Annotated in this window: 16 protein-coding genes; all 16 read left to right on the forward strand. The window is 43.6% G+C overall.

The window, feature by feature from the left end; genetic code table 11:
* The first annotated feature begins 156 nt into the window (after positions 1–156).
* The 16 genes from D3P96_RS05515 (at position 157) to D3P96_RS05590 (ending at position 15,068) form a co-directional block, all read left to right on the forward strand.
* Positions 157–1,353, forward strand: coding sequence for an aminotransferase class I/II-fold pyridoxal phosphate-dependent enzyme (locus tag D3P96_RS05515; protein ID WP_124943375.1), 1,197 nt, complete (start codon positions 157–159; stop codon positions 1,351–1,353).
* A gap of 6 nt (positions 1,354–1,359) precedes the next feature.
* Positions 1,360–1,980, forward strand: a complete 621-nt coding sequence (locus D3P96_RS05520; protein ID WP_124943376.1) for an ECF transporter S component — start codon at positions 1,360–1,362, stop codon at positions 1,978–1,980.
* Positions 1,981–2,076: 96 nt separating this feature from the next.
* Positions 2,077–2,754 (forward strand): VIT1/CCC1 transporter family protein, encoded by a 678-nt coding sequence (locus tag D3P96_RS05525; RefSeq protein ID WP_124943377.1) that lies wholly within the window; start codon positions 2,077–2,079, stop codon positions 2,752–2,754.
* 12 nt (positions 2,755–2,766) lie between these two features.
* Positions 2,767–3,447: a VIT1/CCC1 transporter family protein gene (locus tag D3P96_RS05530; RefSeq protein ID WP_124943378.1), complete on the forward strand. Its 681-nt coding sequence runs from the start codon at positions 2,767–2,769 to the stop codon at positions 3,445–3,447.
* A gap of 101 nt (positions 3,448–3,548) precedes the next feature.
* Entirely contained in the window at positions 3,549–4,388 is an 840-nt protein-coding gene (locus tag D3P96_RS05535) for a shikimate dehydrogenase family protein (RefSeq protein ID WP_124943379.1), read from the forward strand.
* Entirely contained in the window at positions 4,366–5,370 is a 1,005-nt protein-coding gene (aroF, locus tag D3P96_RS05540) for a 3-deoxy-7-phosphoheptulonate synthase (protein WP_124943380.1), read from the forward strand. The genes D3P96_RS05535 and aroF overlap by 23 nt, the downstream gene beginning before the upstream one ends.
* A complete protein-coding gene (gene aroB / locus D3P96_RS05545; protein ID WP_124943381.1) occupies positions 5,363–6,424 on the forward strand; it encodes a 3-dehydroquinate synthase in 1,062 nt (353 codons plus the stop codon). Before aroF ends, aroB begins: the two co-directional genes overlap by 8 nt.
* A 3-nt stretch (positions 6,425–6,427) precedes the next feature.
* Complete coding sequence (gene aroC / locus D3P96_RS05550; protein WP_124943382.1) at positions 6,428–7,606, forward strand: chorismate synthase; 1,179 nt, start codon at positions 6,428–6,430, stop codon at positions 7,604–7,606.
* Position 7,607: 1 nt separating this feature from the next.
* Complete coding sequence (aroA, locus tag D3P96_RS05555) at positions 7,608–8,894, forward strand: 3-phosphoshikimate 1-carboxyvinyltransferase (protein WP_124943383.1); 1,287 nt, start codon at positions 7,608–7,610, stop codon at positions 8,892–8,894.
* A gap of 15 nt (positions 8,895–8,909) precedes the next feature.
* On the forward strand, positions 8,910–9,419 hold the full coding sequence (locus D3P96_RS05560; protein WP_124943384.1) for a shikimate kinase: 510 nt from the start codon (positions 8,910–8,912) through the stop codon (positions 9,417–9,419).
* Entirely contained in the window at positions 9,412–10,143 is a 732-nt protein-coding gene (locus D3P96_RS05565; protein WP_124943385.1) for a type I 3-dehydroquinate dehydratase, read from the forward strand. Before D3P96_RS05560 ends, D3P96_RS05565 begins: the two co-directional genes overlap by 8 nt.
* 227 nt (positions 10,144–10,370) lie before the next feature.
* Entirely contained in the window at positions 10,371–11,339 is a 969-nt protein-coding gene (locus tag D3P96_RS05570) for an LPXTG cell wall anchor domain-containing protein (RefSeq protein WP_124943386.1), read from the forward strand.
* A gap of 138 nt (positions 11,340–11,477) precedes the next feature.
* Positions 11,478–12,164 (forward strand): ABC transporter permease, encoded by a 687-nt coding sequence (locus D3P96_RS05575; RefSeq protein WP_124943387.1) that lies wholly within the window; start codon positions 11,478–11,480, stop codon positions 12,162–12,164.
* Between the two features lies 1 nt (position 12,165).
* A complete protein-coding gene (locus tag D3P96_RS05580) occupies positions 12,166–13,020 on the forward strand; it encodes an ABC transporter ATP-binding protein (protein ID WP_124943388.1) in 855 nt (284 codons plus the stop codon).
* A gap of 125 nt (positions 13,021–13,145) precedes the next feature.
* Complete coding sequence (locus D3P96_RS05585; protein WP_124943389.1) at positions 13,146–14,051, forward strand: phosphatase PAP2 family protein; 906 nt, start codon at positions 13,146–13,148, stop codon at positions 14,049–14,051.
* Positions 14,052–14,156: 105 nt separating this feature from the next.
* Positions 14,157–15,068: a phosphatase PAP2 family protein gene (locus D3P96_RS05590; RefSeq protein ID WP_185696099.1), complete on the forward strand. Its 912-nt coding sequence runs from the start codon at positions 14,157–14,159 to the stop codon at positions 15,066–15,068.
* The last annotated feature ends 28 nt before the right edge of the window (positions 15,069–15,096 follow it).

A 15,096-nucleotide genomic window follows, 5' to 3' on the forward strand; every position in this document is an offset into this window, starting at 1 on the left:
GCCCAGCTGAGCTGGGCTTTTTTAAACACGACACTTGTGAAGTGTTTATCAATTTAAAAATGCTTTAAATTCTAGCAATAATTATTGAAACAAACTGGCAAAAAGCAAGGACGTGATATAATAATCACATGAAAATTTAACATTAAGGGGCCTGAAATGACTAACGCAGATTTTGTACAACCTTTGAGTGACACAGTCATGAACATGACTGAAGATAAATTAACTGACTTTCAAAAATTAGTGAGCGGCATCCCGGATTTAATTCGCCTCACTTTTGGTGAGCCAGGCTTTAACGTAGATCAACGCATTAAAGACCGCATGATTCAATCAATTAACGAAAATAACTCACACTATGCCATTTCGCAAGGTGAACCAGAATTGCGTCAAGCGGCACTAGACTATTTCCATGAAAAGTACGATTTGCCTTATCATGACATTGATAATGTGATTGTGACCCAGGGGGTATCTGAGGGAATTAACGTCATCTTCATGACGTTGCTTAACCCTGGGGAGGGCTTAATTATGCCAGAGCCTTTGTACTCAGCTTATTACCCAGCCCTAGATTTGGCCCATGGGAAATTAGTGTCAATTGATACACGTCCAGATGATTTTAAGGTAACACCAGCCAGTGTTGAAGCTGCCATTGCTGCAGCTAATGTTCCTGTTAAGGCTATCTTATTAAACTATCCCAATAATCCAACGGGTGTGACTTATTCACGCGAAGAATTGGAAGCATTGGCAGACGTCTTTAAAAAGCATAAGTTATGGGTAATCTCTGATGAAATTTATTCAGAATTAACTTATGATCAAGAACACGTCTCATTGTCAACAATTATTCCTGAGCAAACGATTGTGTTGAATGGTTTGTCAAAGTCACACGCAATGACGGGTTACCGCATTGGCTTTATCTTTGGCGAAAAAGCGTTGATTGAAGAAGCGCAAAAGGTTCATGAAGCCATTACGTTTGCCTTGCCAAAGGTGATTCAAGATGGGGCAGCTACGGCCTTGAATGATGCACAAGATGCACCAAGCGAGATGAAGGCGATTTATAAGCGTCGTCGTGATTGGTTAGTCCCTGAATTGGAAGAGATGGGCTTCATCTTAGATGAACCAGCTGGGGCATTTTATATCTTTGCCAAGATTCCTTTGGATATGGGAGATGATGGGTATGCCTTTGCTAAGGATCTCGCCTTTAACGGTAAAGTTGCGGTTATCCCTGGTGAATCCTTCTCTTCAGCAACCAAAGACTATGTCCGCATTTCGTATGCAGCATCTGATGAAACCTTGCATACTGCAATTGACCGAATGAAAACATATTTAGCAAATAAAAGAAATGAAACAACGGAGCGTTAAAAAATCATGAATGCACATTCACAAAAAAGTCGTCGATTGGTTTTGACGGCATTATTCATTGCGATTATTTTAGTGCAATCTCTAGTTCCTTGGTTGGGAACTTTGCCAATTGGGGCGTTCTTCCTAGGCGCCTCAGTGACCATTATTACTTTTACGGTAGCGATTGGTGCAATGGTTTTGGGGCCCAAAACAGGGGCGCTTTTAGGGGCAGTTTGGGCCGCCTATTCATGTTGGCATGCTTGGACTTCAGTCCCAAGTATTGGTGCTTTAATGTTTAGAAATCCATTTACGGCCTTCATTCCACGGATGGCTGTGGGAATTATTATTGGTTTCTTATATTGGCGTTATGTTAAAAATAAAACATGGCATCAACAGCGCTGGTACTTAGTTGGGCTAGGCGCCTTATCGGCTTTTATCAATACAGCGCTCGTCCTTATTATCACGTGGGTAAGTTTTAAAGTGATGAATACATCATTTACCGGAATTCCACATACTGGATTAGCAAATTGGTTGATCACAACGATTGCCGGAACAAATGGTATTTTTGAAATCATCGCAGGTGCAATTATTGTGCCTTTGATTGGAATCCCAGTACTTAAAATTGCTGCAAAAAATAATTTAATGTAATGACTTGAGAGCCAGCGACAGCTGGTTCTTTTTTTGATTTGACTTTAGAATCATTCTAAATTATAATGGTTCTAAGTTAGACGGGAGGCAATTGAGATGGGAAAACTTGATTTAGCACAACGTAACAATATTATGCGAGCTGCCGTGATGGGGGCCAATGATGGGATTTTATCGATTTCTGGGATTGTGATTGGTGTGGCAGGTGCAACGGCAAATACCTTTGCGATTTTGATTGCCGGTTTTGGGGGTGCATTAGCGGGAACTGTATCGATGGCAATGGGCGAATATGTGTCAGTTCATTCACAAAATGATGCCCAAGTTCGAGCTGAAGAAGAACAGGCACAAGCATTAAAAACGCATTATCAGCAGGAGTTTAATTTTGTTGCCGATAAATATGAAAAATTAGGAATTAAACCAACCTTGGCTACCCAAGCGACTCAAGAAATGATGGATCAAGATGCCTTGGGAACGACAGTCCGTGAGCGCCACGGTTTTACGTTACATCATGAGGTTTCGGCGATGGGAGCGGCCATTGCTTCAATGATTTCGTTTCCCCTCGGGTCAGTGTTACCAATGCTTTCAATTTGGTTGCTCATGCCACAGTGGCGGATTCAAGGAACCGCGATAGCTGTCGTGATTGCGTTAGCCCTTACTGGGTATACGGCAGCTCGTTTTTCAGGGGTTGATCGTTGGAAAGGGACCTTGCGCAATGTCATTGCCGGGATTTTTACGATGTTAGTGACATTCTTCATTGGTAAGTTGATGGGACGATAGGAGTGAGCGACGATGAAAAATAACGTACAAATGACCATGGAAGAAAAATTAAATGCGGTGCGAGCCGGTGTTTTGGGATCAAATGATGGGATTTTAACGGTTGTCGGGGTCATCTTTTCAGTTGGTGCAGCGACGACGAATCAATTTACAATCATGGTTGCGGCGGTGGCAGACCTGTTTGCGTGTGCTTTATCAATGGCGTCAGGGGAGTATGCTTCGGTCAGTGCGCAATCTGATTCAGAAAAAGTGGTGGTTGCGCATGAAAAAGAACGGTTGGCCAATGATCCTACGGCAGTAGCCGACGACATCAGTCAATTTTTCATCGGCCGTGGGGTAACGGCACAAACAGCTGATGCGATTGCGGATGATTTAATGCAAAAGGCACCCCTGGAAACAATCTTGCAGTGTAAATATAATATTAAATTAGGGCACTACGTTAGCCCAGTCGAAGCAGCGATATCGTCGCTCTTCAGTGCAGCGGCGGGGGGGATTTTCCCACTCTTGGCAATGTGGTTGAGTCCATTATCATTAAAATATCCGATGACCATCTTAGCGACTGTTTTCGCGGTTGGCTTAACGGGTTGGTTAAGCGCCCGGCTAGGTCATGGTTTGCCAGGACGTGCGATTGTGCGAAATATATTATTAGGCTTACTAACGATTGCCATTCACTATGGCATTGGAACCTTCTTTTAAAAGCAAGCATTCAACGGGGATCCGTTGAATGCTTTTTATTATTGGCACTGAATTTGTTATAATAATACTTACACTATAGAAGAGAGTAGGCATACAACGTTATGCAACATTACGGTTTAATTGGTTGGCAGATTGCGCATTCCATGTCACCAAAATTGCAAACACAAGCCTTTGCACAAGCACATGTTGTCGCAAATTATGCCTTGTATGACATAAATCCAGAGGTGTTTAACACCGAGATATCCGGTGTATTATCCCAGTTAGCCGGGGCGAACGTTACAACACCCTATAAGCAAGCGATAATGGCTGAGTTAGATGATGTGACACCTTTGGCGCAAAAAACACAGTCCGTTAATACGGTTTTTCGGGATGGACAGGGCCATTTAATTGGTGATACAACGGATGGGCAGGGCTTTTGGTTAGCCTTGCAATATCAAATTGGGATCTTGACTGGTCAGCGCGTGCTATTAATTGGGTGCGGCGGCGCGGCGCGGGCAATTATGGCTGCTAAACCAGCGGAGACCACACTCGTTGTTGCTAATCGGCCGAGTGACCATTTTGATGCGTATGCGACTGTTACAGAAAGTTTACTTGAACAGCCATTATATGACTTAACGGCAATTGATGATCAATTACAGGAAATGGACGTCATTGTTGATGCAACAACAGTTGGGATGCATGATAATCAAACGATTTTATCGGACGCCCAAATGCAGGTGACTCAAGCTCACGTTAACATTGTTGATTTAAAATATAACCATGCAAATACGCCGTTAATGCGTCTAGCGCAAAGTGAGCAGCGCAATAACTTTAATGGATTAGCCATGTTAGTTGGGCAGGGATGCTTAAGCCAGCAACGCTGGACCGGATATCAGCCGGACTTGTTAACACTGATGAATGAAATGGGAGTAGCGCAAAATGATAATCATAACAATGCCTAATAACGATAGCGCTGAAGTGCTATACACACAAATGAAGACGCAATTTCCCAATGAATTTGTGATTTTCGATCATCAAACGCAGGTCGGTGTGCCGGATGTGACGATGTTAGATACAGTTGACTTGCCTGAAACGGCGCAAGTTATTACCGATGCACCAACTGCTCTTCGTGCCTCACGCCAATGGCAACCTAAGGATACGGTCATTCAGACTGCCCATAGCCAAATCGGTGGGGAAAACTTTACCTTAGTTGCTGGGCCCGACTCAATCGAGAGTCAAGCGCACATTGACGCCATGGCCCAAGCTGTAAAGACGGCAGGCGCAACAATTTTAAGAGGTGGTTCGTTTAAGCCACGAACAAATCCCTACAGCTTTCAAGGTTATGGCGAGACTGGCTTAAAAGAACATCGTCAGGCAGCCGACCAATATGGATTAGATATGATGACTGAAATTATGGATACGCGTGATTTTGCTTTAGTTAATCAATATACGGATATTTTTCAAGTTGGCGCGCGCAATATGCAAAATTTCAGCTTGTTAAAGCAACTGGGACAGCAAACCAAGCCAGTGGGTTTGAAACGCGGTATGTCAGCTACGATTGATGATTTGTTAAATGCAGCCGAATATATTTTAGCTGCGGGAAATCCAAATGTATTTTTGATTGAACGTGGGATTCGGACTTTTGATAATAAATATACACGTAATACCTTTGACGTTGCAGCGGTACCGGTTTTACAACAATTGACGCACTTACCTGTATTGGTCGACCCTTCACACGCAGCTGGAAAACGTGCCCTAGTTGAGCCACTTGCGTTGGCAGGAGTTGCAGCTGGAGCACAAGGACTCATGATTGAAATACATGATCAACCAGAAAAAGCCTTAGTCGACGGCGCCCAAGCGCTGACGCCTGAGGAATTAAAGACTTTAATGCAAAAAGCAACGGCAATTAAAACAATCGTAAAGGAGACGCACACAGATGATTGATGTGAATGTAAAAGATCACCCTTATCAAATTGATTTAGAAAATGGTGGGAGCAACGCGATTGGAAACAAAGTTAGGCAAGTTTGGTCACCACGCAAGATTATTGTGATTTCAGATATGAATGTGGCTGATATTTATTTGAAGGCTGTTGTCAAGAAGCTCCGCGACGCAGGCTTCACGGTTAGCACGGCCGTCGTGGCACCCGGTGAAGGATCAAAGAGTATTGAACTGGTACAAACAATTGTGAAACAAATGAGTCACGATCACTTTACCCGTTCAGACGGTGTGATTGCGCTTGGTGGTGGTGTGATTACTGACTTAGCTGGCATGGTGGCATCATTGTATATGCGTGGGATTAGTCTCATTCAAGTACCAACCTCAATGACAGCGCAAGTTGATGCCAGTATCGGGGGCAAAACAGCTGTAAATTTGGGCGAAGTGAAGAATGTGATGGGCACATTTTATCAACCTGATTTTGTTTTGGTTGATCCAGCCTTTTTGATGACGCTTTCTGAGCGTGATTTAGTTGAAGGATATGCCGAGTCAGTCAAGATGAGTTTATTAGCTGGTGGCGCATTTGCTGATTTAACGGGATCAATTCAATCGGTGGCTGACTTGAAGAGCAAGTTGGTGCCAGTGATCGAATCCTCGTTAAAGTATAAGCGCGATATTGTGGTACAAGATGAATTCGATCATAACCAACGCCAAATTCTTAATTTTGGCCATACCTTTGGGCATGCTATTGAATTGATGGCGCATGGTGATTTGCGTCACGGTGAAGCCATCGCGATTGGGATGGTTGCCATGACCGATCGTTTAGAACGCGATGGTTATACCCAAGCTGGCGTGAGTGACCAAATTACCAGTCGTTTATTGGCGGTTGGGCTACCCGTCTTTTCAGAATATATTGGACAAGATGAATTCTTTGATTTAGTGAAACGTGATAAGAAACGCACGGATGACCGAATTAATTTCATTGGCCTTGCCCAAGTGGGGGAACCCATCATTGTTAAAAAAGATGTTCGGAAATTAGAAGCATTCGTGAAAGGATATTAATACATGCGCTATATGACGGCCGGTGAGAGCCATGGTCCAGAAGAAATGGCGATTATTGAGGGGATTCCAGCTGGATTAACGTTGACAGCGGAGATGATTAATCAAGAGTTACAACGTCGTCAAAAAGGTTATGGGCGAGGTGCCCGTCAACAAATTGAACATGATACCATTGCTATTTTAGGTGGGGTGCGGCATCAAGAAACGCTAGGGTCACCGATTACGTTAAATGTCCATAATCGTGACCACAATAATTGGGCGGATATTATGGACCCAAATGTCGCGGCAACACCTGAAAATAGTACGCGCAAAGTATTGCGGCCTCGGCCAGGTCATGCTGACTTGGTTGGTGGGATGAAATATGGGCATGCCCAAGACTTGCGAAATGTTTTGGAGCGCTCTTCAGCACGAGAAACGGTTATGCGTGTTGCGGTTGGTGCGGTTGCTAAAACATTATTAGCGGAAGTCGGTGTGGATGTACATGGCTTTGTGGTGAATATCGGACCAGTGCGGACACCGTTGGAAAACATAACTGATTTTAACGATCTGTCAGCTTTACGTGCGCAAACGGAACAGTTTGAAACACGTACATTAGATGCTGAAACTGATCAAGCCATGCAAGACTTGATTGATCAGACTAAGCGTGACCGTAACACCGTGGGTGGAACGGTTGAGGTGATTGCGACTGGTGTCCCAGCTGGGTTGGGTTCATACGTTGCAGCCGATACAAAATTGGATAGTCAAATTGCCCAAGCCATTGTCAGTATTAATGCCTTTAAAGGGGTTGAGTTTGGTGGTGGCTTTGCGAATGCGGAAGCATTTGGTAGTGAAGTCATGGATGAAATTGGTTGGGATGCTGACCGTGGTTTTTTCCGAACATCAAACCATTTAGGTGGTTTTGAAGGCGGGATGACGACAGGTGAACCGATTGTTGTGAAGGGTGTTGTAAAGCCGATTCCAACCCTTTATCGGCCAATGGAAAGTGTCAATATTGCTACGCATGAAACTGACCGGGCATCTATCGAACGTTCTGATACGACAGCAGTACCAACTGCAGCTGTCATTGCTGAAGCAATGGTTGCAATTACCATTGCCCAAGCGATGTTAGATAAGTTTGATACGGATCAGATGGCACGCTTTAAAGCCCAAGTTGACCAATATCGAACTGAATTGAAAGAGTTTTAATATGACACAACAACAATTACCAGGTAAACGTACCCATTTAACGGGGACCGTTCATGTTCCGGGTGATAAAAGTATTTCGCATCGGGCGCTTATGTTGGGTAGTATGGCGCAGGGAACCTCGCACGTTGAACACATATTAGAGGCTGAGGATGTGCAAACGACCATGCGTGTGTATCGCCAACTTGGCGTCACGATTGAAACCCAAGGTGCGACAACAGTCATTCAAAGTCCAGGGTTCGCACGTTTCAGTGCGCCAAGCCAGACCCTTGATTTTGGGAATTCGGGAACGACGCTTAGATTGAGTTTGGGCGTGCTGGCCAAGCAACCATTTGAACTTGATATGTCAGGGGATGCTAGCCTCCAACAACGGCCGATGGGCCGCGTCTTAAACCCACTCAAACAAATGGGCTTACGGACTGTGACACCTGCCACAGGCTTGCCCATTCAGTTGGCACCAAATCGGACGTTAAATGGGATACAATACACGTTGCCGGTCGCATCAGCGCAAGTAAAAAGTGCGTTGATTCTGGCTGGCCTCCAAGCAAGTCAAACGACGCGGATTACCGAACCGATTGCGACCAGAGACCACACCGAACGCATGTTATCTGCTTTTGGGGTGACTTTAGCTCGGGATGGCAAAACGTTAACTGTACCCGCTGAACAAAAGTTAACGCCAGCAACAGTGACGGTACCTAGTGACTTTTCTTCAGCTGCCTTTTGGTTGACCGCTGGCGTGCTTGTTCCAGAAAGTCGCATTAAATTACCGGCAGTAGGGATGAACCCAACACGCACGGGATTGATTCAATTGTTAACCCGCATGGGTGCGCAGATTCCAGTTCAGATGCAGTCGACAACAGGTGAACCCATTGGTGATGTGTTGGCACAAACGCAGCAGTTGCATTGTATTAAAGTCACTGAAGTGGATATACCGGCAGTGATTGATGAAATGCCATTGCTTGTTTTAGCAGCAACGCAAGCAAAAGGGGTCACCGAAATTACTGGCGCCGAGGAACTGCGCGTTAAAGAAACGGATCGCATTGATGCTGTGACAACGGAATTAAATCGATTAGGGGCGCAAATCACTGCCTTACCAGATGGGTTCCGGATTGTTGGTCCCACTGCGTTACATGTAACAGAGCCAACAACGGTTCATAGTCATGGCGATCATCGGATTGGGATGATGTTAGCAATTGCGTCATTACTAACAGAAGGAACCATCACGTTGGAAGGTGCAGAAGCGGTCGCCATTTCTTATCCAACATTTTTCAACGATTTAGCACAATTATGATTGGGAGGGCATTCGATGTTAACAGCAATTTTAGTCGGCTTCATGGGTGCCGGTAAAACCACGGTCGGGCAAGCCTTAGCTGAAAGCCTGAACGTTCCGTTTTATGATACAGATGCACTCATTCAAGCACAGACGCAACAAACACCTGGTGCAATTTTTGCGCAGGATGGAGAAGCCGCATTTCGAGAACGTGAACAAGCAGTGTTGCAACAAGCTTTGGGTGAAGCACAGGGTGTCTTAGCCACTGGCGGGGGTATCGTTGAGCAACCCGAAAATTTGCAGTTATTAAAATCAGCGCAAATTCCAGTCGTTTATTTGGATGCTCGCTTTGGTACGGTGGCAGAACGCTTGATGGGGGATACAACACGCCCCATTCTGGCAGAAAAGTCTTTCCAAGATGTGGTGGAACTCTATCAAGCACGGCTTGCGAAATACCAGCAAGTTGCAACATTTGTGCAACCAGTCGAACAGCTCACACCCGACGCAATTGTTAGTGCCATCCAACAGGAGTTAGAAGATGTCTAAAGCATTAAAAATTGGGACAGCACTGGCGACACCACAACGCCCTTTAATTGCAGTGCCAATGCTGGTAGCTGATGAAGCGATGTTTCAAGCCCAAATTAATCAGTTTAATCAATGCCAAGCCGATATCATAGAATGGCGAATCGATGCTTGGCATATTTTTTTTGATTTAATTAAAATAATGCCCAAATTGTTGGCGCAGTTTAATAAGCCGGTATTGGTGACCTACCGGACTCAGGCGGAAGGCGGACAAGCGGTATTTGATCAGCAGTTGTACCATCAGTTAAATCTGCTTGCTGTCACCAACGGAGCGAGCGCCATTGATATTGAAGTCGACCATTTGGATATGATGACTGACATATGTGCGCTGGCTGAGCAAAAGCAAGTGACCGTGATTGGGTCGAAGCATTGTTTTGACCTCGAACAACCTGCTGTGCACACAATTTTAGCTGAGATGGTGCAACTGCCCGTCGACGTTGTTAAATTTGCTGAAAGTGTGCAGACGTCGGCTGAGGCGCAGACGCTATTAATGGTGACACAGTCAGTTGCTGCAAAGACAGAAAAACCGCTCATCACGATAGCAATGGGTGTAGCTGGGCAAAGGTCACGAATGGAAGGGTACCAGTTCGGTTCGCAGTTAACTTTTGGTAGCCTGACCGAAACCTCAGCACCAGGCCAACTACAGCTGTTCGAATTATTGAATCTGCTTGGGCCGAGCGCCAATTAATCAAATGGTATTTTGAAAAAATTTTCTGTGACAATTTGTCATAAAAAGTGAGAAAATGCTTGATATGTATGCACAATAATGCCTTTTTTATTACTTATATTATATTAGTAACTGAGTTTCGTTTGTAAATTTTGTCATATTCCATTGACTTATAAAATCATTTTGTTAAACTTACCTTAAGTATTTAATTCATTGGAAGTATTTTTTTATTATTCGGGAGAGAACATATGACTAAGAAGCAATTATTGTTTGCCTCAGCTGCGCTTGCTGCAGTTGTTGCAACTGAAGGAACAACTAATGCACACGCTGACGATGTTAAGGCATCAACTCCAGCGACAACACAAGTTGCTCCAGCTGCAACATCTACAGCCGACAACACGGTTGCCCTAGATCAAGCTGCACCAAAGACTGATGCAACTGCAACAACAGAAGCACCAAAGACTGATGCAACTGCAACAACAGAAGCACCAAAGACTGATGCAACTGCAACAACAGAAGCACCAAAGACTGATGCAACTGCAACAACAGAAGCACCAAAGACCGATGCAACTGCGACAACAGAAGCACCAAAGGCTGATGCAACTGCAACAACAGAAGCACCAAAGACTGTTGCACCTAAGGCTAAGGTAGCTCCAAAAGCTGCTGCACCAAAGGCTGCTGCGCCAAAGGCAAACGTTGCCGCTAAGCGTGATGATGATGCAATGTATAACAAGACTTCAGATTACTTTGAAAACTTGAATAACAAGCTTGCAGATCTATTGGAAAAGAATCCTGATTTGAACATGACGGATGCTGAATACGATGCCTTCTTGAAGACATTTTATGAAGATCCAATCAATGTTTACAACGCATTGGTAGATTACGTCAATAAGTACGGCATCGATGATGAAGACTTCAATGACTTGTTTGATGATTTTAATGATTACTTTGATGACTTTGAAGATGAATTCCTTGATGACGAAGATGATGCGATTGAAGCAAACACTGGTGCTAAGAACGCTGGTTCAACTGCTACTAAGCAATCAAACGGTGTTGTCGCATCACAAGCACAAACGCGTATGGAAAAGTTCCATGGGTCAAATGCCAAGACTTTGCCTAACACTGGTTCAGACCAACAAAACGGTCTAGCCATTGCCGGTGCAGCTATGTTAGCTGGATTGGGTGCATTAGGATTTGGTTTGAAGAAGCGCGGTTAATAACCCTAAAAAACGTGATGACTCTTTCTTGAGTTATCACGTTTTTTCTTTAGGTACGAGTAGGGTAGAAATTGGTCGGTTAAAGGGTTAGATATGAACATGTTATAATGATGTAATGCTAAAAAGTGGAGGAGTACTATGTGGCAAATATTTAAAAAAGATTTTTTGGATGCCTTTAAAACGAAGAAGAATATTTTTGTCTATATCGTTTTTACTGGGATGGCTTATGTTATCGCCAAAAACAAAGAGACATTTGTCGTGAATCCAGATGCAGGTCAATTTCCCTTATTTGGTTCGGTTGATGTGATGTTGTTGATTTTTGGCTTACTGATTGCCGGTGCCCTATTCGGTGGTATTGTTTCAGGTGAAGTGGATCGACAAACAATTCGATTTATTGTGCCATATGTCTCACGTGTTAAAATTTATGCAGCAAAGTTCCTGGCTATCTTCGTTTATTTAGTCTTGTTGAGTGTTGTAACGTTTGGCTTTGTTCTCGTTTATCGTCAAAAGTTTGACTTGCCATGGTTGGATATTTCGATGTTGTTTGTCACGTTCTTATATGTGGCGGCTTTATTAATGTTAATTTCAAGTCTCTTTAATCAAGAAAAGCTCAGCATTTTCACAGCGGCAATTGTCGGCATTGTCTTACCTGTTTTGGCGCTTATCAATGCAATCCAATCCAATAATATTATTAATTTCATTTTAAAGTTAACACCATTTGGTTATTTAGAACCCGCTAATTGGGGCAGCATCCTATCTGTTTTCGCACTGAGTGTTGGATTGACCGTTATTGGTGGTTTGATTTTCAGTCGCAAGGAGGTGTAGCATGATTGAACTTAAGCATGTGAACAAACGCTTTAAAAATAAAGTTGTTTTGGATGATATTAATCTGAAGATTGCGGATGGTAAAATTACAGCCATTGTTGGGCCAAACGGCGCTGGTAAATCAACAATCATTGGTTTGATTAGTGGTTATTTCCGCCCAACGAGTGGTGAAGTCGCGCATGGTACGGTTTCAGTTATGCCGGATGCAGACAACCTATACGCTCAAATGACTGGAAAAGCTTTTCTAAAGTATATGTGTAAAATCAAAAAGGCTGATTATAAAGATGCCTTGCATATTGCTGATGTTTTGGAAATCAGTAATGATTTGAATAAGAAGATGAGTACGTACTCATTTGGCATGAAGAAAAAAATTAGTTTCGTGCAAGCTTATGTCGGTGATTTTGATACCTATATCTTTGACGAACCAACGTCTGGGGTGGATGTGCCATCGGCTAAGGTGATGTTGGGGCTGGTAATGCAATTAGCTAAGCAGGGTAAAGGGGTTTTGTTAACCTCACATAACATGACTGAGCTTGAAACGAATAGTGATTATTTGTATATCTTGCGGAATGGAAAGATTGATCAATCTGGAACCATGCAAGATTTGGAAGCAGACAGTCTAGCGCAAAATCACTATGTCTTCACGACCGATGATGCTGGAAACTTAGTGACCTTCTTAACGGAAGTGCCACAAGTCGACATTGTTTCTAAGACAGATGGTCAAGTTGTGATTGCTTTGTCAGATGATATGGCAATCGAAGATCTCGTGATGAAGATTTTAACGCAGCACCTTTCACTGACAGGTTTCTGGCGCGATCATCAACATTTGGCAGATATTGCTTTTGCCGATAAATAAAGCGAAAACGCTGGTGTGTGATAATACACTGGCGTTTTTCTTTACCATAAATTTACACTAGATTTACATCGACCTGCCATAATAAAAAGTGTAGTAGAGTGGCTAACAAAAAGGGAGCGTATGTGATGAGCGTTGCAGAACAGAAACGATGGTTTATTGGTGCGACGGGGATTTTTGTCGTATTCATGGTGATTGCAGGCATTTGGGACTTGCAAATTAGTCGTCATTTCATTGATTATAATAGTGTTTTTGGGACGATTTTTCAGACATTTGGGGAATTTCCAGTCTATATGCTACTCGTCTTAAGTGGTGAAATTGCGATGGCCTATGGATTTCGTGATCGGACGAATGGACTTTTTTCAGGTAGTTTAATCGTGGGTGGCTTCGCGTTGGCGATTTGGCAACTCCGAAAATATTTATCAGAAATTGAAAGCTATTCCTTAGCTGTGCAAGATAACTTGCATCGCCATCGACCAATTGGGTTGGCCAATAGTGATAGCAGCGAAGCGAGCTTAAATCTGGCAGTAACGTATGTCATTTTGGTTTTTATCTTTATTGTCGTGACAGCTGTTTTGCAATATTGGTTATACAATAAATCAGACCAACAAGTGAAACAATTGCTTATTGTGAGTGTGTTTGCATCCTTAACGGTATTTTTAGCCTATGAAGCCAATATTGCCTTAAAACAAGCCTGGGGTCGGGTCCGTCCGTACGAATTAAATGCGACACAAAGTGACTTTACAGCGTGGTATCACATTAATGGACCCAACGGACATCTATCATTCCCGTCTGGTCATTCAATGGCGGCAACCCTAATGATTGTTTTTGCTTGGTTTACGACTGGAAAGTGGCATCGGTATATTTGGGGCTTTGGCATTGGCTATGCCGTCCTTATGTATATCTCACGTGTGCGCATCGGCGCCCACTTTATGAGTGATACTGTTTTCTCAGGATTTTTAACATTCTTAATTATTTATATCATGTGGGAACTATATCGCATATTAATCGCACCAACGAATCAATTACAATAAAACCAAAGGCGCTAGGGGAACCGTAGCGCTTTTTTATGTTGCACTTGCTATTCTGGGGTCCTTTCTTATAACATAGGGAAAGATAAAACCAGAATGGAGCGCATGATGTCAGTTAAAAAACAATATCAAGTCTTTGGTCTCGCAAGTAGCATCTTTTTAGTGCTTATGTTGATTGGGACTGGCTTTGATCTCGCGATTAGTCGCACGTTCATGAATCAAAATAGTTGGTATGGTACCTTTTTTCAGATTATCGGTATTTTGCCAATGTATCTGGTCGTGATGGTGAGTGGCGAAATTGGAATGGCGTATGGTTGGCGCGTTCGCACAAATCGCCTATTTGCGAATTGCTTAATGGTGGGAAGTGGCGCGTTAGGACTCTGGCAAACCCAGAAAGCTTTGAAAGAAGTCCTTAGTTACGGTGGAGCTGTTTTACATAATGTAAAAATGGGGCAGCCGGTGGCTGTGGCGAACAGCGATATGCAAGTGAGCCCACTGAGCTCAGGCATGACTTTTGTCATCGCTGTCGTTATTTTTATACTATTCACCTGCTTGATCCAGCTGTGGCTCACAAATAAATCAGTACAGCAATTGGAAGGTCTGCTCGTGGTTGCGGTCTTTGCTACGTTGACCGTTTTGCTAGCAATGGCAGTGAATGGTGCACTCAAACAGGCATGGGGGCGCGCACGGCCGTATGAATTAATGCAACAAGGTAACCACTTTACGGCATGGTATACGATGAATGGAGCAAATGGTCATAAGTCATTTCCCTCAGGGCATGCGATGGCAGCAACTTTAACAGTTGTTCTAGCCTGGTTTACCACGGGAAAGTGGCATAAGTTATGGTGGTTTGGGGGCATTGGGTTTACCGTGATCGTTGATTTAGCCCGAGTTCGAGTAGGTGCACACTTTTTGACAGATGTGACATGCTCAACTTTTCTAACTTTTGCGATTATCTATGTGATGTGGGGGATTTATCAGCAAATCCAGCCAGCATTGACTAAAAAAGACCAGGCATAGCGCGTGGCCTTTTTTTGTATCGCTACGT

It is taken from the genome of Weissella viridescens (assembly GCF_003862435.1).
Taxonomy (GTDB): Bacteria; Bacillota; Bacilli; order Lactobacillales; family Lactobacillaceae; genus Weissella; species Weissella viridescens_A.